Annotated in this window: 24 protein-coding genes; 14 read left to right on the top strand and 10 right to left on the bottom strand. The window is 57.9% G+C overall.

Annotated features, from left to right (window positions below; all coding sequences use genetic code 11):
- Position 1: 1 nt before the first annotated feature.
- Positions 2-2749, bottom strand: a complete 2748-nt coding sequence (locus tag AC0V6N_RS10090) for a valine--tRNA ligase (protein ID WP_486171429.1) — start codon at positions 2747-2749, stop codon at positions 2-4.
- Between the two features lie 94 nt (positions 2750-2843).
- Between AC0V6N_RS10090 and AC0V6N_RS10085 the strand changes: the two genes are divergently transcribed.
- The 4 genes from AC0V6N_RS10085 to AC0V6N_RS10070 all read left to right on the top strand — a co-directional run bounded on the left by AC0V6N_RS10085 (position 2844) and on the right by AC0V6N_RS10070 (position 6453).
- On the top strand, positions 2844-3956 hold the full coding sequence (locus AC0V6N_RS10085) for an ABC transporter permease (RefSeq protein ID WP_486172466.1): 1113 nt from the start codon (positions 2844-2846) through the stop codon (positions 3954-3956).
- Positions 3957-3962: 6 nt separating this feature from the next.
- Positions 3963-4790, top strand: a complete 828-nt coding sequence (locus tag AC0V6N_RS10080) for an ABC transporter ATP-binding protein (protein WP_486171428.1) — start codon at positions 3963-3965, stop codon at positions 4788-4790.
- Between the two features lie 77 nt (positions 4791-4867).
- On the top strand, positions 4868-5821 hold the full coding sequence (locus AC0V6N_RS10075; RefSeq protein WP_486171427.1) for an MlaD family protein: 954 nt from the start codon (positions 4868-4870) through the stop codon (positions 5819-5821).
- 5 nt (positions 5822-5826) lie between these two features.
- A complete protein-coding gene (locus AC0V6N_RS10070) occupies positions 5827-6453 on the top strand; it encodes an ABC-type transport auxiliary lipoprotein family protein (protein ID WP_486171426.1) in 627 nt (208 codons plus the stop codon).
- Here the strand turns inward: AC0V6N_RS10070 and AC0V6N_RS10065 are convergent, their stop codons facing one another.
- Genes AC0V6N_RS10065 through crcB form a run of 6 tightly spaced genes read right to left on the bottom strand, consistent with a single transcriptional unit; the run spans position 6454 to position 10257 of the window.
- On the bottom strand, positions 6454-7158 hold the full coding sequence (locus AC0V6N_RS10065) for an ATP12 family chaperone protein (protein WP_486171425.1): 705 nt from the start codon (positions 7156-7158) through the stop codon (positions 6454-6456).
- Positions 7155-7388: a hypothetical protein gene (locus tag AC0V6N_RS10060; protein WP_486171424.1), complete on the bottom strand. Its 234-nt coding sequence runs from the start codon at positions 7386-7388 to the stop codon at positions 7155-7157. Before AC0V6N_RS10060 ends, AC0V6N_RS10065 begins: the two co-directional genes overlap by 4 nt.
- Positions 7385-8044, bottom strand: a complete 660-nt coding sequence (locus AC0V6N_RS10055) for an HAD-IA family hydrolase (protein ID WP_486171423.1) — start codon at positions 8042-8044, stop codon at positions 7385-7387. The genes AC0V6N_RS10060 and AC0V6N_RS10055 overlap by 4 nt, the downstream gene beginning before the upstream one ends.
- On the bottom strand, positions 8041-8640 hold the full coding sequence (locus AC0V6N_RS10050) for an FMN-binding negative transcriptional regulator (protein ID WP_486171422.1): 600 nt from the start codon (positions 8638-8640) through the stop codon (positions 8041-8043). The genes AC0V6N_RS10055 and AC0V6N_RS10050 overlap by 4 nt, the downstream gene beginning before the upstream one ends.
- On the bottom strand, positions 8640-9842 hold the full coding sequence (locus tag AC0V6N_RS10045; protein ID WP_486171421.1) for an RluA family pseudouridine synthase: 1203 nt from the start codon (positions 9840-9842) through the stop codon (positions 8640-8642). Before AC0V6N_RS10045 ends, AC0V6N_RS10050 begins: the two co-directional genes overlap by 1 nt.
- 7 nt (positions 9843-9849) lie before the next feature.
- Positions 9850-10257 carry a fluoride efflux transporter CrcB gene (gene crcB, locus AC0V6N_RS10040; protein ID WP_486171420.1) on the bottom strand — a complete coding sequence of 136 codons (408 nt, stop codon included), beginning with the start codon at positions 10255-10257 and terminating at the stop codon, positions 9850-9852.
- 231 nt (positions 10258-10488) lie between these two features.
- On the opposite strand from crcB, the gene rpsU reads away from it, so the two are divergent.
- From rpsU to AC0V6N_RS09990, 10 genes are all read left to right on the top strand, one after another.
- A complete protein-coding gene (gene rpsU / locus AC0V6N_RS10035) occupies positions 10489-10695 on the top strand; it encodes a 30S ribosomal protein S21 (RefSeq protein WP_006834591.1) in 207 nt (68 codons plus the stop codon).
- Between the two features lie 132 nt (positions 10696-10827).
- Positions 10828-11427 (top strand): FKBP-type peptidyl-prolyl cis-trans isomerase, encoded by a 600-nt coding sequence (locus AC0V6N_RS10030; RefSeq protein WP_486171419.1) that lies wholly within the window; start codon positions 10828-10830, stop codon positions 11425-11427.
- A 67-nt stretch (positions 11428-11494) separates the two neighbouring features.
- Positions 11495-11797: an Asp-tRNA(Asn)/Glu-tRNA(Gln) amidotransferase subunit GatC gene (gatC, locus tag AC0V6N_RS10025; RefSeq protein WP_486171418.1), complete on the top strand. Its 303-nt coding sequence runs from the start codon at positions 11495-11497 to the stop codon at positions 11795-11797.
- 1 nt (position 11798) lies between these two features.
- Positions 11799-13280 (top strand): Asp-tRNA(Asn)/Glu-tRNA(Gln) amidotransferase subunit GatA, encoded by a 1482-nt coding sequence (gatA, locus tag AC0V6N_RS10020; protein ID WP_486171417.1) that lies wholly within the window; start codon positions 11799-11801, stop codon positions 13278-13280.
- The gene (locus AC0V6N_RS10015; protein WP_486171416.1) at positions 13277-13648 is read left to right on the top strand and encodes a hypothetical protein; all 372 of its coding nucleotides are present in this window, start codon (positions 13277-13279) and stop codon (positions 13646-13648) included. The genes gatA and AC0V6N_RS10015 overlap by 4 nt, the downstream gene beginning before the upstream one ends.
- A 9-nt stretch (positions 13649-13657) precedes the next feature.
- A complete protein-coding gene (locus AC0V6N_RS10010) occupies positions 13658-13888 on the top strand; it encodes a hypothetical protein (protein WP_486171415.1) in 231 nt (76 codons plus the stop codon).
- A complete protein-coding gene (gatB, locus tag AC0V6N_RS10005) occupies positions 13881-15377 on the top strand; it encodes an Asp-tRNA(Asn)/Glu-tRNA(Gln) amidotransferase subunit GatB (RefSeq protein ID WP_486171414.1) in 1497 nt (498 codons plus the stop codon). The genes AC0V6N_RS10010 and gatB overlap by 8 nt, the downstream gene beginning before the upstream one ends.
- Before the next feature lie 93 nt (positions 15378-15470).
- The gene (locus tag AC0V6N_RS10000; RefSeq protein ID WP_486171413.1) at positions 15471-16253 is read left to right on the top strand and encodes an OmpA family protein; all 783 of its coding nucleotides are present in this window, start codon (positions 15471-15473) and stop codon (positions 16251-16253) included.
- A gap of 144 nt (positions 16254-16397) precedes the next feature.
- On the top strand, positions 16398-17078 hold the full coding sequence (locus AC0V6N_RS09995) for a hypothetical protein (protein WP_486171412.1): 681 nt from the start codon (positions 16398-16400) through the stop codon (positions 17076-17078).
- Between the two features lie 118 nt (positions 17079-17196).
- Positions 17197-18000: an SDR family NAD(P)-dependent oxidoreductase gene (locus AC0V6N_RS09990; RefSeq protein ID WP_486171411.1), complete on the top strand. Its 804-nt coding sequence runs from the start codon at positions 17197-17199 to the stop codon at positions 17998-18000.
- An 81-nt stretch (positions 18001-18081) separates the two neighbouring features.
- On the opposite strand, the gene AC0V6N_RS09985 is transcribed toward AC0V6N_RS09990, so the two are convergent.
- From AC0V6N_RS09985 to AC0V6N_RS09975, 3 genes are all read right to left on the bottom strand, one after another.
- Positions 18082-18381 (bottom strand): hypothetical protein, encoded by a 300-nt coding sequence (locus AC0V6N_RS09985; RefSeq protein ID WP_486171410.1) that lies wholly within the window; start codon positions 18379-18381, stop codon positions 18082-18084.
- A gap of 192 nt (positions 18382-18573) precedes the next feature.
- Positions 18574-21426 carry a M16 family metallopeptidase gene (locus tag AC0V6N_RS09980; RefSeq protein ID WP_486171409.1) on the bottom strand — a complete coding sequence of 951 codons (2853 nt, stop codon included), beginning with the start codon at positions 21424-21426 and terminating at the stop codon, positions 18574-18576.
- 49 nt (positions 21427-21475) lie between these two features.
- Complete coding sequence (locus tag AC0V6N_RS09975; protein WP_486171408.1) at positions 21476-23719, bottom strand: penicillin acylase family protein; 2244 nt, start codon at positions 23717-23719, stop codon at positions 21476-21478.
- Between the last annotated feature and the right edge of the window lie 21 nt (positions 23720-23740).

Here is a 23740-nt window from a genome sequence, read left to right as displayed (position 1 = left end):
GTCACGATCCCAGGCGGTCAATTGCCGCTTTGAGCCGTCCGACTTCGCCTGAATGATGCGCGAAGTCGGCTTTGGCTTTCTCCACTGCTTCTGGCTTTGCGCGCTCGACGAAGTTGGCATTGCCGAGCCGTCCCTCGAGCGACTTTGCTTCCTTTTGGCTTGCTGCAAGTGCCTTTTCAAGGCGCGCTTTTTCTTCAGCGATGTCGATGATCCCTTCGAGCGGGATGACGAACACGTCTTCGCCAGCGGTGATCTGCATCGCCGGGCCATCGGGTGCATCGCCGATGGTCACAGGGGTCAGCCGCGCAAGCCGTTCGATGGCAGCAGAAGACCGCTCAATCGTGCTGCTCGCCAATGCGGAGGCCTGAGGCAAGAACGCCGCCAGTTTTGCACCCGGAGGAATGCCCAGCTCATTTTTGGCCGAGCGGACATTGGTGGTGAGGTCGATCACCCAGTCAATCGCATCGGTCGCTTCTTTCGAAACTTCGGCGCGCGGATTGGGCCAGCTTGCGGTAATTAGGTCGTATTTGCGCGTCCCCTGCGCATGCCACAGCTCCTCGGTGATGAAGGGCATGAAGGGGTGCAGCATCACGAAGATTTGGTCGAGCGCCCATCCGGCAACTTCGCGGGTTTCGACTGCAGGCGGACTGTCTGCATCGCCTGCAAAGACCGGCTTGATTAGCTCAAGATACCAATCGCAGAACTTCGACCAAGTGAACTGATAGATCGCGTTGGCCGCCGCGTCGAAGCGCAAGTCTGTCATTGCGCTTTCGATTTCGGCGCAGACCTGCTGAACCTCACCAATGATCCATTGGTTGGCGGCTAGACGCGCAGGTGGAGCCTTGATCGTGTTGCTCTTGCCAATGCCGTTGGTCTGGCAAAAGCGTGTCGCGTTCCAGAGCTTGGTCGCGAAGTTGCGATAGCCCTCGACCCGCTTTTCATCCATTTTGATGTCGCGGCCCTGGCTTTCCATCGCGGCCATAAAGAACCGCAACGCATCCGCGCCATATTGGTCAATCAGGCCAAGCGGATCGACGACATTGCCCTTGGACTTGGACATTTTCGCGCCGTCGGCTGCGCGGACGAGACCGTGCAGATAGAGCTTTGGCCAAGGCGCGCGGCCCATATTGTACTGCCCCATCATCATCATCCGCGCATCCCAGAAGAACAGGATGTCGAACCCGGAAATGAGCAGATCGTTGGGGAAGTGCTTGTCGAGCAGCGGCTGGTTCTCCTCCGGCCACCCAAGCGTGGCGAAGGGCCACAGAGCGGATGAGAACCAAGTGTCGAGAACGTCGGGGTCTTGCGTCAAATTGACGCCAGCGCCGGCCTTGGCTTGTGCTTCTTTTTTGCTTGTTGCGACAAAGACATTGCCGTCATCATCAAACCATGCAGGTATCCGGTGCCCCCACCACAATTGGCGTGAGATGCACCATGGCTGGATGTTCTCCATCCAGTTGAAGAAGGTTTTCTCCCACGTCGCAGGGACAATCTCGATTTCGCCCGACTTTACCTGCTCAATCGGTTTCGCTGCGAGCTTTTCTGCATCGACATACCATTGATCGGTCAGCCACGGCTCAATCACCACGCCGCCGCGATCACCGAAGGGTGTCTGGATCGTGCGCGGTTCGGCGTCGGAGGTGATCTCCTCGCCCTTTTTGTTTTTAGAGACGTGCGGGATCAGGCAGCCAAGCTCTTTCAGCCGCTCAACCACCAGCTCGCGTGCGCCCGGCGTGCCCCCATCTTCTTTGGCGCGCTTAAAACGGTGCAGGCCGAGATATTCATCCGGGATTAGGCCGTCGGCGGTCTGGCAAACATTCGCATCGCCATCCAGCATGTTGAGCATTTCGCCCGCTGCAAAACCAGCGCGTTTGCCCACTTCGAAATCGTTGAAGTCATGGCCCGGCGTGATCTTAACCGCGCCCGAGCCCAGCTCTGGATCGGCGTGTTCGTCAGCGACAATCGGAATGCGGCGGCCTGTGATGGGCAGGACGACATGCTTGCCAACGACGCTGGCATAGCGCTCATCGCTGGGGTGAACCGCGACCGCCATATCGGCGAGCATCGTCTCAGGCCGCGTGGTCGCAACCTCAATGTAATCACGCCCATCAGTAAGGGTTACGCCGTCTTCGAGCGGGTATTTGAAGTGCCAGAAACTGCCTTTCAGCTCCTGCTGTTCAACTTCAAGATCGCTGATCGCAGTCTTCAGCTTAGGGTCCCAATTCACCAGCCGCTTATCGCGATAGATCAGGCCATCATTGTACAAGTCGACAAAGGTTTTGAGCACAGCCTTGTCGAAATGCGGGTCCATCGTGAACTGCTCACGCGACCAGTCCATCGAACAGCCTAGTCGACGCAGCTGCTTGGTTATCTGCCCGCCGCTTTCGGCCTTCCATTCCCAGACCTTATCGACGAAGTCCTCACGCGAGTAATTGGTGCGCTTGTCCTGGCGCTCCTCCATCTCGCGCTCGACCACCATCTGCGTGGCGATCCCGGCATGGTCCATGCCAACCACCCACAAAGCATCTTTGCCGCGCAGGCGCTCATACCGGATCACGATGTCCTGGAGCGTGTTATCAAGCGCGTGCCCGATATGAAGGCTGCCCGTCACGTTGGGCGGCGGGTTCACAATCGTGTAGGGTTCCGCATCCGGGCGCTCAGGGCGAAAACCGCCTGTGCTTTCCCAATGAGAATACCATCGCGCCTCAATTTGCGCGGGGTCGAAAGTGGTGTTGAGTGTTTCAGTCATGTCGCCTGCGGCCATGCCAAGCGATTGGTTGCAGTGCAACAACTCTCACACTCCCACTTGTTAAGTGTTGCATTTGGCCGCATATCTTGGCGCGATGGATGGGGTCGCACACTTCACGCTTGAACATGATGATGGGGGCGGCTCTCGGCTGGCTCTATCAGGCCCCTTATTGGTCGCCACGATTGGCCCGCTTGAGCATGAGCTGGACCAAATCACTGAGCCATTCGCCACTATCGATCTAAGCGAAGTAAGCGAGATAGACACGGTGGGCGCGTGGGTGACATGCCGCCTGTCGCGCAAACACAGCGCGACAATCACCGGAACCAGCCCGCAGGCGAAGCGGTTGCTCGCCGCCGTTCAGGGTGTCGATAGCGACGCTGATCTTGAGCCGGAGCGCTTGCCCGTTTGGGAGCGTGTGCCAGAGGCTGTGGGCGAGCAGGTTTATAGTGCCCGCGCCGGGGTCTATGGCACGGTTTCCTTCTTTGGCGGCATTTTGGTCGGTATGGCCAATATCATCCGCCACCCATCCCAGTTTCCAATGCGCGCTTTGGTGCGGCAGATGGAATTGGTGGGCGTTGCTGCGTTACCCATCATCGGTTTGATGAGTTTTCTGATCGGCATTGTGATTGCGCAACAGGGCGCGGTTCAGCTCCAGCAGTTCGGCGCAGAGACGCTGACAGTAAACCTCGTCGGGCGCCTGACACTGCGTGAGCTGGGCGTTTTGATGACGGCGATCATGGTGGCGGGCCGTTCTGGCAGTGCCTTTGCCGCGCAAATCGGGACGATGAAGCTGACCGAAGAGGTCGATGCGATGCGCACGATCGGCATTTCTCCGATAGAAAAGCTGGTGATCCCGCGCATTCTGGCCTGCACGTTCATGATGGTGCTGCTGGGCTTTTACGCCTCTGTCGTCGCGATTATCGGCGGCGCGGTGATCGGGCAGGTTGCGCTGGGCATTCCGTTCTTCACATTCCTTGGGCGAATTCCCGAAGTGGTGGCCGATTATGATCTTTGGGTGGGGCTTATCAAAGCGCCCGTCTTCGGCCTGATCATCGCGCTTGCGGGCTGTTATCACGGGATGCAGGTGCAAGGTAACTCAGAAGAAGTCGGCAAACGTACCACGATGGCGGTGGTCTCTGCGATCTTCGCTGTGATCGTGCTCGATGCGTTTTTCGCGGTGTTCTTTACCGAGATTGGGTGGGGGTAAGCCAAGATGAGCGACGACATCATCCGCGACGATCCCGCCAACGCGCATGAGCGGTTTTGCGACGATCCTCCGATCGTTGTCGAAGGGTTGGTCAACAAATTTGGCGATTTCGCGGTGCATGATGGCCTTGATCTGGAGGTGCGCCGGGGCGAGATTTTGGGTGTCGTCGGTGGCTCGGGCACTGGCAAATCCGTGCTGATGCGGTCAATCATCGGCCTGCAAAGACCGACCGCGGGCCGTATCGACGTGCTTGGGCGCACGATTACCGCGGTTGATCTCGACAAAAAGATCGGTGTGCGGCGGCGCTGGGGCGTCTTGTTCCAAGGCGGCGCGCTGTTCTCAACGCTGACAGTCGGCGAGAACGTCGAAGTGCCGCTCAAACAGTTCTATCCCGATATCGAGGATGATCTGCGCCGCGAAATCGCGCGCTATAAAGTGCTGATGTCGGGCCTACCGGAAGAGGCGATCAGCAAGTACCCTTCTGAATTGTCAGGCGGCATGAAGAAGCGCGCAGGCCTTGCGCGCGCTCTCGCGCTTGATCCGGAATTGCTGTTTCTGGATGAGCCCACTGCCGGGCTTGATCCCATTGGGGCGGCGGCCTTTGACCGGCAAACGCGCGAATTGAAGGAAACGCTGGGCCTCACCGTGTTCCTGATCACCCACGATCTCGACACGCTTTACGAGATTTGTGACCGGGTTGCGGTGCTGGCGGATAAGCGGGTGATTGCGGTCGATACGATCCCTGAACTGATCAAAACCGGGCATCCGTGGATCGAAGAATACTTCGGCGGCCCGCGCGGGAGAGGGGCGCTGAGCGCGCATGAACGGGCATGAAAAAAGGGGCAGGACAGTGCATGAAGCGGCCAACAACATGGACAGCTGCGCCGTTTAGCGTCCATAGGATATAGGCAATGGAAACAAGAGCCAATCACCTTTGGGTCGGTGCAGTAACGCTGGCATTGCTGGCAGCGCTGGCACTTTTCATCGTATGGATCGCGCGGTTGGGGCAGGGCGCGCAGACCGAATACGATATCTTCTACGCACAGTCGGTCTCTGGCCTCGCGAATGGTAGCCAGGTTGCCTATGCGGGCGTGCCTGTCGGGCAGGTGATCGACATCTCATTGTCCGAAGACAATCCTGAATTTGTGCGCGTTCGCATCCGGGTAAAGGAAGACGTGCCCATTCTGGTGGGGACGGAGGCGACCATTCAGGCCAGCTTTACCGGCGTTGCGACGATCCTGCTCGACGGTGCGCGTGGCGGTGCTGCTCCGATCACATGTGAGACAACCGCATGCCCCGAAGATCGCCCAGTTATCCCGGCGAAAGATGGCGGGATCAACGCGCTTCTGAATTCTGCGCCTTTGCTGCTCGAACGCCTGGCGACGCTCACTGAGAATTTGAACCTGTTGCTCGGCCCTGAGAACCAGGAGCAGCTGGCAGGCATCCTCGAAAATTCGAACCGCCTGACAGCCGAATTGGCCGATGCCGCGCCCCGGTTGGAGGGCACTTTTGCTGAACTGGAAGTGGCTTTGCGAGAGGCGGGAGAAGCCTTGGACGCATTTGAAAAGGCTACTGCAACCACTGATCAACTGCTCAATCAAGAAGGGCCAGCGCTCGCCGCAGAACTGCGCGGGACGCTCTCCTCTGCCAACGATGCCGCCGCTGCTTTGGCGCGCACGTTGGAGGATACACGGCCCGCCGCGCGGCAATTGCGTGAGACCACTTTGCCAGCGGCTGAGGCAACTTTGCAGGATCTGCGCACCACATCGCGATCTTTGCGGGCGATTACGGATCGGATTGAGAACCAAGGCGCAGGCGCGTTGCTGGGTGGACCGGCTTTGCCCGAATATGAGCCAGAGGATTGAAGCACATGACAATGTTCACCAAACGCTCCGCCGCCTTACCTGCTCTTGCCGCTGTTTCTCTAGCGCTCACCGGATGCGTGAGCATCGGCGCAGGCGCTGAGCCTCCGCCAAGCTTGCTCACTTTGTCTCCCATTTCAGGCGACGTCTCTACCGGCGGCGCGTCTCTAGCGGGTGACGAGACAGTCGCCATTGCAGTCCTGACCCCGGAAACACCGGCAAAGCTCGATATCGTCCGCGTGCCGGTGAATGTCTCTGAGACCGAAATTGCTTATCTTCAGGACGCTGTTTGGATTGAAAAACCTGCGCGCCTCTTCCGCCGGTTGGTTGGAGAAACCCTGCGCGAGCGGGTGGGTGATGAAAGCATTGTCCTGGACACCGATGACACGCCTGTGCTCGCCAGTGTCTTCGTTCGCGGCACTTTGCTTGAACTGAGCTATGATGCGCAAAGCAGCAGCGTCGTCGCCCGCTATCAGGGGGTGATCACATCGGAAGAGGGCGGGGTATTCTCTCGCCGGTTTGAAGCACGCGAAGAGGGTGTTCCAGCCGATGTTACCTTTGTTGCACCGGCGCTTAACCGGGTTGCCAATGAAGTGGCTGGCGATGTTGCAAACTGGGTGCTGACCGGCGAATAATCAGCCCTGCAGTGTGAGCCGGGTGAATCTATAGGCGGAGAGAAAATCGCCTTCCCGCTTGGCCCGGCGTTCCTCGGCCTCTTCGTCACGGCCCCACAATTCGGCCTGCCATTCTTCTTCAAGACTTGCTGCCTGCCACAGGGCGAGCGCTTCATCCTTCGTGCCGGCTTTACCCGCAGACAGAGCGATGATCAGCGAGGCGGAGAGGCTGGTGAGCACTTCCATCGCCGCCAATGCAAAGGGTGATTGCTCCACCAATTGCGCGCGCAATGCTGTCATGGCGTCCTCGCTTTGCGGGCGATGGATAATGCCGCTTACTCGCGTGAGTGCTGCGCCAAGATCGCTCTCAAAGCCAGCCACAATGGGCTCCCACACTTCCTGCTGGCGCGTATAGAGCGGTTCATCTGGGTCAGCGCGGTAAAGCAGCGTGTCGGTATCGCCATAACTTACCAGCTTGTCGATCAGATCACCGGGGGCAGGGGTGACAATGTCCAGCGCATAATCCGCTAGATCGCGATAAGGAAAGGTAGCAGGGTCCAGTTTTTCCCCTTGTGCGTCCCACTCTGCGGCTAGTGCTCTTGCCACACCCTCACTGGAGACAATCTGCGGTGCCCCTTTGACCGTTTTGATCGCGCGCGCATCAAGCGTGACTTGCCAACCGCCGTCGACCTTGGCGACACCAACATCTTCGTAAAACCGCCTCATTTCTCGCCCCGATCTTGGGCCTTCCAACGCTTGGCCAGCAGCGCAGGGGCAAAGAAGAATACCGCCACTCCGACAATTGCGAGCCCAACGCCCACGGCATAGGGGGCTGCAATCACCTCTTGCACCGTCGCAATGCCGAGCGCTAGCAGGACGACCCCACCAATGCGGACGAGGTTCATAATGCCGAAGCGCGTAACCGCCTGCGCTTCCTCAGGGGACTGATCGCTCACCAGCTTACTCCCAATTCGTCGCCTAAATGCGCAACGTCTCGCGCGACAAAGTCTGCCCCTGTGGTCAGCAATTCGTCTGGCGTGTGATAGCCCCAGGCAACGCCAATCGCGCGCACATTGGCGGAGCGGCCCATTTGCATATCAAAGCTGGTATCGCCGATAATGACCGCGTTACTGGCCTCAGCGCCAGCTTCAAAAATCGCGGCCTCCAGCATGGCTGGATGTGGTTTTGAAGGGTGGCGATCGGCGGTCTGGAGCGAAACAAACAGGTCCATCAGACCATGCGCAGTAAGGCAGGAATTCAGTCCGCGATCAGACTTTCCTGTCGCTACCGCAAGGCTCCACCCATCCATGCGGAGCGCGCGTAGCAATTCGACAATCCCATCATAGAGAGGCTCTTGCAGCAGGCCTTCTTGCCGCCGCGCAAAATAGCCATCCTTATACAGGCTCACCACATTGCGAACTTGCTCGTCATTAAGGTCAGGAGCGAGCTTCCGGATAGCGACCGGCAGGCTCAACCCTACAATCCGGCGAATATCGTTGCGGCTGGGGCTGGTTAGACGTGCGCCTTCAAATGCCTGAACCATAATGTCGCAGATATCGGCTTGCCCATCGACAAGTGTGCCGTCGCAATCGAACACCGCAAGTTTCGTCATTGCGTTACCTCTCGCATCCACCGGGCAAGCTTTGCATTGCCATATTGCTCCACACCCGCAGCGATCCGTGTGCGCTCAGCCGGGGTCTTTTTCTGTGACAATTTGAATGTCGGTCGCCAGTGTTCGACTTGCAAGGCAAAGCCGGTGATACCGCGAAAAAGGCCCGACCAGACTTTTTCGCTCGATTCCGAAGCCAACCACGGCTCACCCTCAATCCGTGCTTCAAATGTCTCGATTACGTCGTGGAGCAGCGTTTCCAGCTCTTCATCGCTGAGCATGCGCACCGGCCCTTCCATCTCCAGCGCTGCGTAATCCCATGTCGGCACCGTGTCGCGATTGTCGTACCAGCGCGGTGAGACGTATCCGTCCGGCCCATTGACCGTGATCAGCGCCGTTTCACCTGAAAGATGCGGGGCAAGAGCGTTGTTGCGGGCCAAGTGAAAGCGGATTTCGCCTTTGCCATCCGACAATACGGGAACATGCGCGACGCGCGGACCCTCAGGTGTTGTCATAAACACCATGCCGAACCCTGTTTCGCGGATCAGCGCTTCGAAACGGTCATGATCCTCGCTGCGAAAGGCGGGGTTGGGATGCATTAGCGCCGCCCTTTGGGTTTCCCGCCCGATTTCGCGCCGGGCTTACCCTTCTTGGTCGCTGCTTTCTTCGCAGCCGCTTTCTTTGTCGTGAGGGCAGAGGTGGTACGCGAGCGGCGTTCCCCGCGGCGGTCCTTGCGATATTGTTTGGCGTGGCGGCGCGCGGCCTGTTTCTTTTCAGCAGGCGTGCGCTCTGGCGCTTCATCGCGAACAGGCGAGGCATCGGATTGGCTTTCTTCAAAGCCAAGCGCCTCCATGCTTTGAGCAAAATGCGGCGGCAGTTCTGCGGTCACATCCAGCTTGCCGCCTGTCCCCTTGCTCTCTGGCGTTGCGATAATCAGGCGGCGTGCGTGCAAGTGCATTTTGCGGCTGATCGAGCCGGTCAGGAACGCATCTTGCCCACCATATTTGCCATCGCCCACAATCGGATGCCCAATGGCGGCCAAGTGCACGCGAAGCTGGTGGGTGCGCCCGGTCAGCGGCTCCAGTTCAACCCATGCCGCACGCTGGCCTGCCCGCTCGACCACGCGGTAACGCGTTTTGGCAGGCGCGCCTTCCTCCTCATCGACATGCATTTTCTCGCCGCCGGTGCCGGGCTGTTTGGCGAGCGGTGCGTCGATTGTGCCCTCGCGCACTTCAGGTACGCCAACGACCAGCGCCCAATAGACCTTGCGCGCAGAGCGACCTGCGAAGCGTTTCGAAAACGCCGCTGCACTGCCCGGACTGCGAGCAATCAGAAGGACGCCTGATGTGTCCTTATCGAGACGGTGGACGAGGCGCGGGCGCGGTGTTTCTTCATCCGCGACAAATGCATCAAGCAACCCGTCGACATGTTTGGTGGTCTTGCTGCCGCCCTGGGTGGCGAGGCCGGGCGGCTTATTGAGCACAATCGCGCTTGGTGTCTCACGGATCACCATATTATGCGCCTCAGAGATTTCCTCAGGCGTTAGCTCGCGTTTGGGTTTGGGGGCCTTGTGCTTGGCCTCTCCGCCCGGTGGCACGCGCAGCTTTTGCCCTTCGGCAAGGCGATCTTCAGGCTTGGCGCGTTTGCCATCAACGCGGATTTGCCCTGTGCGTGCCCAGCGTGAAATGGTCACAAAGCCAATCGCGGGCAGGTTGCGTTTGAACCAGCGATCAAGCCTCACGCCATCATCATCGGCATTGACTGTGAACTGGCGGACTTCTTTGTTGGGACTATCTGTCATCAGGAACTCACGTCGCGCTTTGGGCGGCGATCAGCCCGATTAGAAAAGCAGCCATGCCGGCAATTACTGAGGCGGAGGCATAGCCAAGCGCCCACAGCGCCTGCCCGCGATGGATCATCGTGACGAGCTCTGCACTGAACGCGCTAAAGGTCGTAAATCCACCCATCAGCCCCGCGATCAGGAAGACGCGCAGGTTCTCGCTTTCCGCACCGCCCTTGGCAAACCAGCCCAGCAAAACGCCCATGATCAAGCTGCCAAGCACATTGACCGTTAGCGTGCCCCACGGAAATTGTGTCCCGGGACCCGCCCATCGAACGGTCAAGAGACCAACCTGATAGCGCGCCGCTGCACCAATGGCGCCGCCCAGCGCGACGAACAGCGTGGGCATTACGGATGAAAGGAAAGGAGTAGACATTTGCGACCCGCCTTAGCGAGCGCGTTGCCATCGCGCCACACCTACTTATCGCTTTAGGCTTGCCTGTGGCGGGCATTTGCCTTGCCAATTCGGTTGGTAAACGTTATGTGGCGCCCAGTTTGAGCGTGGTTCTGCAGAGAATCGCGCCTTTTCCAGCGTCAATTTTGTGCGCAATCCCGCAGCGAAACCAGCGGGCTCTAGCGCGTTGTAAAGATAAGGTAGTGAGCATTTATGCAAATCATGGTTCGCGATAACAATGTCGATCAGGCCCTGCGCGCGCTTAAGAAGAAGCTGCAGCGTGAAGGCGTTTATCGCGAAATGAAATTGCGTCGTCACTACGAAAAGCCATCCGAAAAGCGTGCCCGTGAAAAGGCTGCTGCTGTGCGCCGCGCTCGTAAGCTTGAGCGTAAGCGTATGGAACGCGACGGCATCAAGTAAGCTATCTTGTACGAATTAAGCGCTCTGCAAGGTCAGAACCGCTTGAATCGCACCATCGGATAAGCCATCAGGGCGCGAGTAATTTTCGCGCCCTTTTGCTTGTTTGGCGCATATTCGTTTTAGGGATCATTCATGACAGAAGTCACCCGCGTACCGTTGCAGCCGATTGCCAAAGGCTCACTCACCAAACTTTGGCTTGGCGTTATTATTGCCATCCTGCTGGGCGCAGGCCTTGCCTATGCTGCCATGCCCAAGGGTTTCAGCATGGAAACTTTGGTCGCTGGCGAGGGTGATTTCCCGCAGGAAGGCGACATGGTCTTTGTGAAGTACAAGGGCAGTTTGGCAGCGACCGGAGAAGTCTTTGACGAATCGCAGGACATTCCGCTTCCCGTGGAAGGTGTCTTCCCAGAGGGCAGCCCGTTCCCGCTCGAGCCTGACGCGACTATTCCAGGCTTCTACAAAGGCCTGCAGCAGATGCAGCGCGGTGGTAAGTACAAGCTCTTTATCCCATCCGAAGACGCCTATGGCGCAGAGCCGCCTCCCGGCGCTCCGATCCCGCCAAATGCTGATCTGATTTTTGAGATCGAAGTGGTCGATTTCATGAACCGTGAGACGTTTGACCGTAATCTCACCATCCTGCAGCGAGCCTTGCAGCCAGCTGGACCGGGTGGCCCTCCAGGTGGGGCAGGCGGTGCTCCGGGTGGACCAGGTGGCCCGCCTCAGGGTCAGTAAGATCGAGTAACTTTTTAGTGATTGGGCCACGAGGTCGCTCGCAGCCTTTCATCAAGGACACGAATACATGTCGGTTGATAAACAGACCGTCGCCAAGATTGCAGGGCTTGCCCGGATCAAGATGGGCGATGAAGAGCTTGAGCGGATGGTGCCTGAGCTGAACAACATCCTTGAATGGGTGGAACAGCTAGGTGAGGTGAACGTCGATGGCGTTGAGCCGATGAGCGCGGTGATCCCCAACACACTTCGCCTGCGCGATGATGTGGTGAATGCAGACCCCAAAACCGGCGGTGGCAAGCGTGACGAAGTGCTCGCCAATGCCCCTGCGGCAGAGCACGGCTTCTTTGGCGTGCCTAAGGTGATTGAGTGATATGACCGATTTTACCTCTCTTGGCGTCAAGGCGATCCGCGACGGGGTTGCCTCAGGCGATTTCACCGCGCGCGAAGTGGCAGAAAGCTTCAACGCCGCCGTTGCAAGCGCTGCTGAGCTGAACGCCTTTATCGTCACCACGCCTGATCACGCGCTCGCCGCCGCTGATGCGACCGATGCGAAGCGCGCAAAGGGTGAGGATTTGGGGGCAATGGGCGGCGTGCCGATTGGCATGAAAGACCTGTTTGCAAGCCACGGCGTTCAAACCACTGCGGCCAGCCACATCCTCGAAGGGTTCAAGCCCGAATATGAAAGCACCGTCTCGCAGAACCTGTGGAACGCGGGCGCAGGGATGCTGGGCAAGCTCAACCTTGATCAGTTCGCGATGGGTAGTTCGAACGAGACGTCCTATTTTGGCAATGTAAGCTCCCCATGGCGTAAAGAGGGCACCAATGCCGCCATGTCGCCGGGTGGGTCCTCGGGTGGGTCGTCATCCGCCGTGGCCGCGCGCATTGCGCCTGCGGCGACGGGTACGGACACAGGCGGTTCTATTCGCCAGCCTGCCGCCTTTACCGGAATTTGCGGGATTAAGCCGACCTATGGCCGCTGCTCGCGCTGGGGCGTGGTGGCGTTTGCTTCCTCGCTCGATCAAGCAGGGCCAATGGCGCGCTCTGTCGAAGATTGCACGATCATGCTGGGCGCGATGGCGGGCTTTGACCCCAAGGATGCGACCAGCCTTCAAATGGATGTGCCCGATTGGGAAGCCGCTTTGTCGAGCGACCTGAAAGGCAAACGCGTCGGCATTCCCAAAGAATACCGCATGGAGGGCACCGATCAGGCGATCCTCGACAGCTGGGAACAGGGCAAAGCGTGGCTTAAAGATGCAGGCGCTGAGATCGTCGATATCTCACTGCCACACACCAAATACGCGCTGCCCGCTTATTACATCATCGCGCCCGCAGAAGCGTCATCAAACCTCGCACGCTATGATGGCGTTCGCTACGGTTTGCGCGATCTGCCTGATGGGGCTGGTCTGCAAGACATGTATGCCGAAACCCGCGCCGCTGGTTTTGGTGATGAGGTGAAGCGCCGTATTTTGATTGGTACCTATGTGCTCTCCGCTGGGTTCTACGATGCGTACTACACGCAGGCGCAAAAGGTTCGCGCTTTGGTTGCGCGTGATTTTGAGCAAGCTTGGGCGAGCTGTGATCTGATCCTTGCACCGACTACGCCAACCGCTTCGTTCCCATTGGGCAGCCTCAACGATGACCCGCTGACGATGTATTTGAACGATGTCTTTGCGGTGCCAGCATCACTCGCAGGCCTTCCTGCAATGAGCGTCCCTGCGGGCCTCAATCCCGATGGTCTGCCGCTTGGCCTGCAACTCGTGGGTAAACCTTTCGACGAACAGATGGTCCTTAACGCAGGCCTTGCGATCCAAGAACGCGCCGGGTTTGATGCTGCACCGGAGAAGTGGTGGTGACCCCGTTTGAATGGGGAATTCTGGCGATTGTCGCTTTGGGATTTGTAGTCCCAGCGTGGCTGGTTGCGATCAGCCTGATCCTGCGCGCTCGCAAGCCGCAACCAGAGGAGCCGAACAAGCGGTTCTTCGCCTATGCCGAGCTGCTAAAATCGCTTCACGCGCAAATGGATATCAAGACGCGCACGGTTCACAACGGGCCGCTTTTCGCCGCGACCGTTCGCGAGCTGGCGAACTACCCCGAATATCGCAATCTGAGCGTGCTCTTCCTCGAAGAGATCACCGTGACCGGCACGAAGAAGTTCGACCAAGTCGTCCGCGCTGAGTTGAAAGCGGTAGAGGCAGGGTTGCTGGAGCCTGAAAATGCATAGGCCAGCGCAATGACCTTCACTTCCATCTTCGTCATGATCTTCCTCATTGCCTTTGTGCTGCTTGCAGGCTTGGTGATGTTCCTGAGCAAGACGATTGATCATGGTGAGGCGCGCTTTGACGCAGATGGCAAAGTGATTTCGGACAAGGCCAAAAGCAACGAGCCCAAGCAGAGCACACATCAAGGCCCAGCACGGCCCGCACAACGAATTGATACAAGCAAGGCAAGCGAAAATGAGTGACTATCGCATCCAAGGCGCAACTGGTGAATGGGAGGTCGTGATTGGCCTCGAAGTGCACGCGCAGGTGACTTCGCAATCCAAGCTGTTCTCTGGCGCGGATACGACTTTTGGCGCAGAGCCCAACAGTCAGGTCAGTCTTGTCGACGCAGCCATGCCCGGCATGCTGCCGGTGCCCAACCGCGAATGCATCCGTCAAGCGGTCCGCACCGGCATGGCGATTGAGGCTGAGATCAACAAATGGTCGCGCTTTGATCGCAAGAATTACTTCTATGCCGATTTGCCGCAGGGCTATCAGATCAGCCAGCTTTACCACCCGCTGGTGGGCGAAGGATCGCTGCTGATTGAAGCGGATGAAAAGCACGGCATCCCCGAAGATAAAATCATCGGGATCGAGCGCATTCATGTCGAGCAGGACGCTGGCAAGCTGATGCATGATCAGCACCCCACGATGTCCTATGTCGACCTTAACCGGTCAGGCGTCGCGCTGATGGAGATCGTCAGCCGCCCCGATATGCGCTCACCTGCTGAGGCGGGCGCTTATGTGCGCAAATTGCGCTCGATCCTGCGCTATGTCGGCAGCTGCGATGGCAATATGGAAGAAGGCTCTATGCGCGCCGATGTGAACGTGTCTGTTCGCAAGGTGGGTGATGAGCTGGGTACGCGGACTGAGACGAAGAACGTGAACTCTGTCCGCTTCGTCATGCAAGTGATTGAGTATGAGGCGAACCGTCAGGTCGATGTCCTCGAAAGCGGTGGCAGTGTTGATCAGGAAACGCGTCTGTTTGACGTCGCGACCGGCACGACGAGGACCATGCGTTCGAAAGAAGACGCGCATGATTATCGCTATTTCCCCGATCCCGATTTGCTGCCGCTTGTGCTGGAGGATGACTTTCTCGCCGATTGCCGCGCGTCGCTACCCGAACTGCCCGATGCCAAGCGTGTCCGGTATGAGAAAGAACTGGGCCTTACGCCCTATAATGCACGCGAGCTGACGGCAGAGGTTGAAACCTTCGCGCGGTTTGAAACGCTGCTTAGTGCGGCTGCGGATGCGATCGGTAAGCCTGAAACCAAGGTCGCCACCCAAGTTGCCAACTGGGCGCTTTCGGTGGCTCCGGGCGTGATCAAGCAGGTCGGCGATGAAGCCGATGCCAGCCACGCGACAGCCGCCCGCCAGGCCAGCATCCTCGCGATGCAGGACAAGGGCGAGATCAGCGGCGGTCAGGCCAAAGAAATCTTCGAAATCGTGCTCAAAACAGGCCGCGAGCCTGACGAGATCGCCGATACTGAAGGCTTGAAACAAGTCTCCGACACCGGAGCTATCGAAGCTGCTATCGACGAAATCCTCGCCAATAATGAGGACAAGGTTGAGCAATATAAGGGCGGCAAAGACAAGCTGTTCGGCTTCTTCGTGGGTCAGACCATGAAGGCGATGCAGGGCAAAGCGAACCCGGCTGTGGTGAACCAGATCCTTAAAGATCGGCTCGGCTGACGCTCCAACCACCCCCGCCGACATTACAAGTTTGGACTTTACACGCCTCGCCCCCTCTGTACCTTTCTCCGCAGGGTAAAAGAGGGATCATTTATGAACGGGTTGACCAAGGGTTTGGTTGGCGGTGCAGTGGCATCCTTGCTCGCTTATGGCGCGCATACGGCCACTGGCGCTGGCTATATCGACAGTGTTGAGACGAAAGCGCAAGGCGTGCTCGCGGCGAGCGGCGTTGAGGGTGCTTCGCTCACCATGCAGCGTGATCCATTGGCGCGAACGGCGATTGTTGCAGGTGTGACTGACCCCGCAGAGCGCGAAGGGATCAAAGCTGAATTGCTTGCCAGCGTCGGCGTGCGCGAGGTGATCTTTGCTGACGAAGCCGACGATAGCAGCGCGGCTGAGCCTAAGGCTGATGCGGATGGTGATGCTGCCTTGGCCAGTGCTGAGGAGCTATCAACTGGTGTCGAAGATGCCGAGGCCGTGACGGGAGCAAGCGAAGAACAGGTCGCTGACTGCCAGACCAGCGTAAACGCGTTCATGGATGGCAAGTCGATCAATTTTCAAAGCGGCAGCGCCTATATCTCGCCCACTTCAGCAGCCATCATCGAAGGGCTCGCAGAGCGCCTGACTGCCTGCACAGGCATGAGCGTCGGGGTTGCAGGGCACACCGATGCGACCGGTTCGGACGAGATCAATATGAGCGTTAGTCAGGCACGCGCTGATGCGGTGGCTGCGGCGCTTTCAGAACAAGGTGTTGCGGCTGCCCGGATCACGGCAACTGGATTTGGCTCCAGCCAGCCACTTGTTGAAGGTGACGGTGCAAACGCTGCCAATCGCCGTATTGAGTTCACCCTTAACGCTGGGTCTGAAGGAGAATAATCATGCCACTTTTGATGGAAACCTGGCTCTTGATCATGGCGATGTTCTTTCTCGGCCTTGTGATCGGTTGGTTTATCTGGGGCCGCAAGACGGTCAAAGGCGTCGATAAGGGCGCGATCTGAAACTGCTGAAGGAGACAGGGTTATGTGGGATATAATTGCAAACTCACCGTTGCGTCTTTTGGCAGCATTGGTGATCGGACTTTTGACAGCGTGGTGGATTTGGGGCCGACTTGGCTCCGTGGTGTCTGACACGGCTGACAAAGCGGCCGATAAAGCGGGCGGCATGGCGAGGAATGCCGCAGATACAGCAGGCAATGCGGCCACTGGCGTAGCGGGCGCAGCAACTGGTGCAGCGACCAAAACCGCTGATGTTGCTGGCGATGCAGCCACTGGTGCTGTCAACGCTGCAAAAGGTGCTACGAGCGCAGCAGGTGATGCCGCTTCCAGCGCAGTCGATACGGCAAAAGATGCAGCCGGAACTGTCGCAAGCGGTGCAGCAGCCGCTGGTACAGGAGCCGTTGCGGCGGCCTCTGATGCCAAGGACAAAGCTGCCGAAATGCTCGACAAGCCCAAGATTGCAGCTGCAGTCGGTGAGGCAGATGATCTGACGCGGATCAAGGGTATCGGTCCAAAGCTCAACGATCTGTGCCATTCGCTAGGCGTCATGCGTTTCGACCAAATCGCCCATTGGAGCGATGCTGATGTCGCTGAAGTTGATCAGTATCTAAAGATCAAAGGGCGCATCACCCGCGATAAATGGGTCGATCAAGCCAAGCTGCTCGCAGCTGGCGATGATGCCGGTCACAAGGCGCAATTCGGCTAAGGATTTGGCCCTCTTACGGATTAGGGCGCGCGTCTGCTTGTGTTGGCGCGCGCCCTTTTTTGTGCCGAAAGAGGCATTAGATTGGCCGTCCGAAAGCACTCAATAGGAGTACCAATGCATGGCGGTCATTCTGATTACTGGTGCAACCGATGGCATAGGGCTCGAAACGGCCAAAGCCTTGACAAAGGACGGCCACGAAGTGCTGCTGAATGGCCGCAATGAGGACAAATTGACCGATGCTGCTGGAGTGGTATTGGGCGATCGCACCGCTGCCTCTGCGGCCTACCTCGCCGACCTGTCCGACCTTTCTCAAGTTGCAACGATGGCTAAGAAAGTGAGCGCTGACCATGCCAAGATCGACGTGCTCATTAACAATGCAGGCATATTGAAGACCGCGACGCCGCGCATCTCGAGCGGCCATGATGTGAGGTTTGTGGTCAACACCTTTGCGCCGGTTCTGTTGACCCGACTTTTGATGCCGAAACTGGCGAAGGATGCTCGCATCCTCAACCTCTCCTCCGCAGCGCAGGCACCAGTTGATTTGGAGCTTTTGCGTGGAAGCATTCAGGCATCGCGTGAGATGGATGCCTATGCGCAAAGCAAGCTTGCCCTGACTATGTGGAACACGGTCATGGCGCGGCAGCGTCCAGGAGGACCGCAATTCTTTGCGATAAACCCAGGCTCGCTCTTGGCCAGCAAGATGGTGAAAGAGGGCTTTGGGGTTGCCGGAAACGATATCTCAATCGGTGTCGACATTCTCGTGAGAGCGGCGCTTTCGCCCGAGTTTGATGGGCGCAGCGGAGACTATTTCGACAATGATAAAGGCGATTGGGGACCGCCACACCGCGATGCTTTAGATGATGCAAAATGCGCTGTGGTAATCGAAGCAATCGACCAGGAAGTCGCTCAGTTGGCAGGCTAATCACCGGCTGAGAGCTAAGAAAAAGCCCGCCGCAAGCATGAAGCTTACGGCGGGCTTTTTCGTGTTTGAAAACGGGTTCGCTTAAGCGCGGGTGCCCGTCACTGGCATCGCGCCAAATGCGCCTGCATTGACGTTGCCTGCCAGCGTATCGCCTTCGATCGTGGCTTCACAATCGAGTGTCATTGGCATGGGAACAGTCATGTTCATTTTCCAGGTCAGCTGGTTGCCGTCGACCTTGCCTTCTTCGACGTCCATTGAACCCATGCCGCCAGCCATGTTGCCGGAGAATGTGCCATCGCCATTATCGACGACTGTGAATGTGCCAGATTGGTCGCCCATTGGGCTTTTGACGGTCGTATTGTAGGTTCCTGAAACTGACATCCATTGTCTCCTTAAATTCGCATATTTCTGTGCGCGCCGAGGCCCTCTCGGCCAAGTGCTCGGGCAAGCTTCTGGCACGTCACTCCGAGCGGTTCAACCTCTATTGCAGGCACGAAAAAGGGCGGCAAACCATGTTGCCGCCCCAATCCATGTAAGTCGTAGCGTCACGGGCAAGCCCGCTGGGCTGCATAATTACTCAGAGGTGTCCATCTCGCGCACTTCCAGCGGCATGCCGAGCGCTTCGAGTTGGGGGCGAACCTGCTCTGCATCGCCAACGACGACCCAGACAAAATCACCCACATCCAGCGCCGCACGGGCTGCTGCATCCAAGCTGTCTGCGGTCTGCGCATTGTAGCGTTCGACCAGAGCTTCATAGTAATTGTCTGGACGTCCAAACAGCGCGTTGGAGCGCATCGCGCCGAGCACCGCGCCTGACGTTTCGAAGCGGCCCGGAAGCTCGCCGATTTCGCTTGCCTTGTTACGGGCCAGCTCTTCCTCAGTCACGCCGTTGGTGGTGAGGAAGTAGGCGGTCTCGCGGATCATCTCTGCGACACTGTCACCTGTGCGATCAGCCTGAACGCCGCCGCCGATTGTGTAGACCACAGCGTTTTCGCGCGCATTAGGTCCACCGCGTACGCCATAGCTCCAACCCTTGGTCTCGCGCAGGTTCATATTGAGCCGTGCGAGGAAGTTGCCACCAAGCGAATTGTTCGCATTGGTGAAATCGACATAGGCCGGATCGCTTGCACTCAGCGGCGTGATCTGTGCGCCAAGGATAAAGCTTTGTGGTGAATTGGGACGATTAATGAGGACGATGCGCCCGCCATCGGTTGCACTTGGCAGGTTTGAAAAGTCCTTCGAACCCATCGCGCCTGCCGGAGCTGTCCAGTCACCAAAAGCGCCGTTCAACTGCTCGACCACTTCATCCATAGAAAGGCTGGAGATCACGAACACTTCGCCATTGTCAGGGCGGATCCATGTGTCTTTGAAACCGACCAAGTCATCACGGGTGATCGCCTCAATACTCTCAACCGTTTCCACCCCGCCATAAGGGGCGGAAGTGCCAAACAGTTCTGCACCAATCGCGCGGCCCGCGATCCCTTGTGGGGAGCGCATTTGCTGACGGATGCCGGTGATGGTCTGCGCCTTCACGCGTTCAAGGTCTGCCTCATTGAAGGCAGGCTCTCGGATAACCTGACGGAACAGGTCGAGTGATGGCGCAAGATTGGCTGACAGAGCCGACAGCGTAAAGTTTGAACGGTCATCCCCGCCGCCAAGCGAGATGTTCACGCCAAGGCGCTCTTTCTCTTCAGCGATAGCCTGCGAGGATAGGTTCTGCGTGCCTTCATCAAACAGACCAAGTGTCAGCGATTCAAGCCCGCGCATATCGACAGGGTCTGCTGCTGTGCCAGCGTCGAACGACATCGTGATGTAAGTCGCAGGAACCGCATCACGCTGCGCATAGGTTAGCTGCATGCCATTGGCGAGCGTCGTGCGCTGCACATCTGGGAAGTCGAGCTGAGCCACCGTATCAATCGGCGGAGCAGGGCGTTCGAGCGAAACGGTGATCTCTTCCGAACCGCGATCACGCTCTGTTGCATCACCATCGCTGGTGACGCTCGCGGCCTCTTCATATTCGCCGGTCCGTTCACCCGGTGCGAGCACCAGAGTGAAGGCAGGCTTGGTCATCCAATTCTGCATTGCGGCGGTCACATCGGCAGGGGTGATGGATGCCAACAAAGCCAACTGATCGACAGCAAAGCCGGGATCACCGGCCAGCACTTCACCGCGGGCAAGCGCCACAGCCTTGCCGCCAAATCCGCCGACCTGTTCAAGGCCACGGATTGTGCCTGCAAGGTTGCTTGTGGCTGCACGGCGAACTTCGTCTTCGGTCGGGCCGGTCTGGATGAATTCTGTGACCAGCTCGTTGAGGCGCGCTTCGAGTGTTTCCAACTCAACGCCGTCTTTTAACGTGGCGCTCACGCTGATGATGCCGACGCGCTGGAAGTCAAAATTGCCAGCGGAAACGCCAACCGCCAATTGCTCATCGCGCACCAGCACTTCGTCCAAACGGCTCGACAGCAGCCCGCCAAGCACCTGTGTGCCAACATTCAGCGCGACGAGGTCTTCGCTCATAATACCGGGCGCAGGCCAGTACATGTTAATTGAGGTCGCTGCGACCTGATCGTACATCACTTTGCGCACGGGCTCTTCGAGTGTGGGAATGTCAGCTGATGCAGGCGTGTTCACCGGGCCTCGTGCAATCGGGCCAAACCACTTTTCAACCAGCGGACGCGCTTCTTCAGCGGAGATGTCGCCAGCCAGCACTAGGGTGGCGTTGTTAGGGCCGTATTTGTCGCGGAACCATTCTTGCACATCGGTCATGGTTGCCGCTTCGATGTCAGCCATCGAACCGATCACTGAGTGCTGATAAGGGTGGCCATCAGGGAAGATGGTCTCAAGGATTTCGTAGAAGATCAGACCGCCGGGACGGTTATCGCCCTGACGTTTTTCATTTTGCACAACGCCGATCTGGTTATCGAGCTTCCCTTGCGTAACGGCGCCCAGCAGATAACCCATGCGGTCGCTTTCCAACCACAGCGCACGCTCAAGCGCAGGGCGCGGGACTGTTTGGAAGTAATTGGTGCGGTCAAAATTGGTTGTGCCGTTGTAATCGGTCGCGCCCATTTCCTGGAGGTACTGGAAATAGTCCGCCGGTGCGTTTTCCGATCCGTTGAACATTAAGTGTTCGAACAGGTGAGCAAATCCGGTGAGGCCCTGCGGTTCGTCCTTGGAGCCGACATTGTACCACACAGCAACGCCAACAATTGGTGCTTTGCGGTCCTCGTGCACTACGACCGTGAGGCCGTTCTCCAGCTCAAATTCCTCATAAGGGATTTCAACCTGCGCCACCAATTGTTCGAGGTCACCCATCTCAGCAGATTCGCCTGCTTCCATATGCGCATCGGCAAGAGCCGGGGTGAAAGGAGCGGCGGTGGCGATGGCAAGTGCGCCAATACTGGCGGTTGCAAAACGGAGTTTCATGGGTGGTCTCTCCTCTTGAGGATTCAATTAGTAACGGTTGTGTAGCGCATTATTGCGCATTGGCGACATGATTTGTGACTGTCTGTGTTGAGCGGGCATGGGTGCGCACGTCTTCTTCCCAAAAACGCACCGGCTTCAATTTATGATCGACATAGAGCTGCATCTGATCGGTGTAGTGTGGGCTATCAGGACGGCCATTAGCAGCGCCAAAGGGCTGGATTGAGCGTGAGGTGACACGCCCTCCAGTCTCTTGGCCGTCGGCTGGCCATTCAACCCATTGGATAAAGCTGTCGCCATGAACCAGCGCGAACCGCCCATCATCATCGACCCGCCATGTGGTTGATGCGCGCAAAGTGTCAGACCCGCCATCGAGTGGCAGATCAACATCGCCAAGCCGCAGACGCAACAGGTCCGACATCGGCGGATTAAGCCTGCCGAAATGTGTCATTAGGTGGTCATGCGCTTGGGTTAGCCGCTCTTCAACATCAGGCCAGGGCGTGTTGTTGTATTCCGCGCCCATAAAGCCGCGGATCATCAGCAGAGCGAGCGCATCGGCGTCGCCTTGATTGTCTGCAGTATAGTCCCACGTGACGAGCAAATTCGCGGCATCAATCGCTGGCGTGGTTTCGGCATAATCGCCCATCGCAATCGCTTCGACCTCGCCCATCATCCGGTCGAGGTAATTCGCTCTGATATAGCCGGTGTCATATTTGATCCGCTCCAGCTCAGCGCGGGTCAGCGGGCCTTGTGTTTCGCTCAGCAATTGGAGCGCACGCAGGGAGCGGTTGGTCTGTTTGCGCTCAATGCCATAGACCGGCGAGAAATCATCCGGGCTAAGATCGCTGCCTTCGCCTGCTGCGGTGAAGGGTTCGTTATTGGCATTGTACAGCCAGCCCGATCCTGGGTTGATGACCTTGGGTATCTCGTCAAAGCCAACTGAACCTTGAGTGATCAGATCAGAGCGTGTGCCATCGAGGATACCTCGCCAGTTCGCCTGAACCTCGTCGAGATCAGGGCGATCGGGGAAGGCGGCGTTGTAGATATAGGCGATGTTGCCTTGTTTATCGCCATAGACGACGTTGAAATTGGGGATGTCGAGCCGTTCGTAGACCGCCATCCATTCTTCCATATTGTTCGCTTTACCCAGCCTGTAAAACGCATCCATCTGCGCAACGCTGTCCATCCCGCCATAGCGGATCGCGAAGTAGCCTTTGTCGTTCTTGATCACCGGGCCATGCGCGCTGCGATAGGTGGTTTGTTGGACGGGCACTGTGATCGGCCCAACTTTGGCGGCCAATGTGAAGCTGTTCTCCTCCAGCTCCAGCCATTCATCATCGAGGCGATATTGGAGCACCCCATCGCGTGTCTCGACTTCGAGCTCGTAGATGTCGATCAGGTCGGGGCGATTGACGGTGTAGGTCCAGCCAAGGTTTTCGTTGTGGCCGAGCACGGGGAAGGGGGTGCCGGGCAGATTTGCGCCGGTCAGATGCCAGCCTTCGCCGCTTTGTACACCCAGCTCATACCACGCGACCACACCGCGAAGGGGTTGGTGCGAATTGGAGATAAGGGTGGTCGGCCCGCCCGAACGCTCTGGCGTGACGGCAAAGGCATTGGACCCCATCAGTTCGCTTTCTTCACCAAACGGGTGGAGCAAAGCCTGTTGTTTGTTTGGTGCATCAGACGGCGCGAGCGCACGCGGAAATCCTGGGATGTCTGGGCCAAATTCCCGCCGAAGTTCGTCGCCTGCAACCAGTTGTCCAACGGTTGCTCCCAAGCCAAAGAACAATGGCTGTCGCAGAACAAAGCCTGCTGCCATATCCTCCCCATTGACGGGGAAGAGGTTCGCCAGCTTGATCTGATCAGGGTTTTGCGCGGCATAATGGTTCATGCCAGCTGCATACCCTTCGAACACCGCGCGGGTTTCAGCGGGGAGTGAGGGATATTCGCGCCGCGCCACTTCATCCGCTTCGATCAGGTGAAACAGGAAATCGACCTGCGCGCCGCTCTCTCCCGCAATCGCACCGTATCGCCCCTTTGACATGGCAGCGACGTCTTGCAGGGTGAAGAAGTCATCTTGCGCATGGGCAATGGCCACGCCGAATGCGACATCGGCATCGGTTTCGCCATAGATCATCGGCACGCCATATTCGTCGCGCACGATTTCTGCGGAGTATTCTCTGGTGGCGGGCGTCTCGCTTTGTTCAGCGAAGAGAGGCTCCCACGTTGCAAAGCCAACAAACGCTGCCAATACAGTCGCAACAACCGCAATTGCGCTGCCTTTGATCCATCGCACGCGAATTCTCTCCCCAATTCT

The sequence above is a fragment of the Erythrobacter sp. S57(2025) genome (assembly GCF_057365055.1).
The sequence above is the reverse complement of the archived record's forward strand: the minus strand, read 5'-3'. Positions and strand labels throughout refer to the sequence as shown.